2 protein-coding genes are annotated in these 956 nt (G+C 46.0%); both read left to right on the top strand.

Annotated elements, in window-relative coordinates; all coding sequences use genetic code 11:
* Positions 1-79, top strand: a 79-nt coding sequence (locus ACWHAR_RS23970; RefSeq protein WP_452088051.1) for a hypothetical protein, incomplete at its 5' end; no start/stop codon positions are given.
* Between the two features lie 64 nt (positions 80-143).
* Positions 144-788 (top strand): SDR family oxidoreductase, encoded by a 645-nt coding sequence (locus tag ACWHAR_RS23965; RefSeq protein ID WP_014479357.1) that lies wholly within the window; start codon positions 144-146, stop codon positions 786-788.
* Positions 789-956: the final 168 nt, after the last annotated feature.

Raw genomic sequence — 956 nt, 5'->3', positions numbered from 1 at the left:
TGATGTGCTCGAAGGTGTGAATCTCAAGCATTACTTTGGGAACATTACGAAAGAGGATTTCCTTGATCTGATTTATTAAGGCAAAACACATCGTTTGAAAGAGCGGTTGTGTTTTTGAAATAATGGAGGCAGGAGGGATTCACATGAAAGTGTTTTTAATCGGAGCGAACGGACAAATCGGGCAAAGGCTCGTCTCTTTATTCCAAGATAATCCTGATCATTCCATCAGAGCGATGGTCAGAAAAGAAGAACAGAAAGCGTCTCTTGAAGCTGCCGGTGCAGAAGCTGTGCTTGCGAATCTGGAGGGCAGCCCGGAAGAAATCGCCGCTGCGGCAAAAGGCTGTGACGCGATCATTTTCACAGCCGGTTCCGGCGGCAGCACAGGCTATGATAAAACGCTGCTGGTGGATCTTGATGGAGCGGCAAAAGCCATTGAAGCTGCGGACATTGCCGGAATCAAACGGTTTATTATGATCAGCGCCCTGCAAGCCCATAACCGTGAAAATTGGAATGAGGCACTCAAACCTTATTATGTGGCCAAGCATTATGCTGATAAAATTCTGGAAGCGAGCGGTTTAACCTATACGATTATCCGTCCAGGAGGCCTTCGCAATGAGCCTGGAACGGGAACTGTTTCAGCAGCGAAGGATCTGGAGCGGGGATTTATTTCCCGTGAGGACGTTGCAAAAACGGTCATTGCCTCTTTAGATGAGAAGAATACGGAAAATCGGGCCTTTGATCTGACAGAAGGAGATACGCCGATTGCCGAAGCATTGAAGAAACTATGACAGTACTGACACTCAGGGCTTTTTGCTCTTGAGTGTTTTTTTCTGTTTCTCTATAATGGAGGAGAAAGCTTGGCTTCAATAATGAATGACTATTCATTCACTTTAAGGGGTGGGAGAATGAATCTTGTTTCAAAATTGGAAGAAACAGCATCTGAGAAGCCCGACAGC

The organism is Bacillus sp. LR--39 (assembly GCF_053613335.1).
Note: the sequence above shows the minus strand (reverse complement) of the source record. Positions and strands in the feature narration are given on the sequence as shown.

Excerpts from the sequence above, each read along its gene's own strand:
- ACWHAR_RS23965 (WP_014479357.1), top strand. The coding sequence starts at position 144 with ATGAAAGTGTTTTTAATCGGAGCGAACGGACAAATCGGGCAAAGGCTC.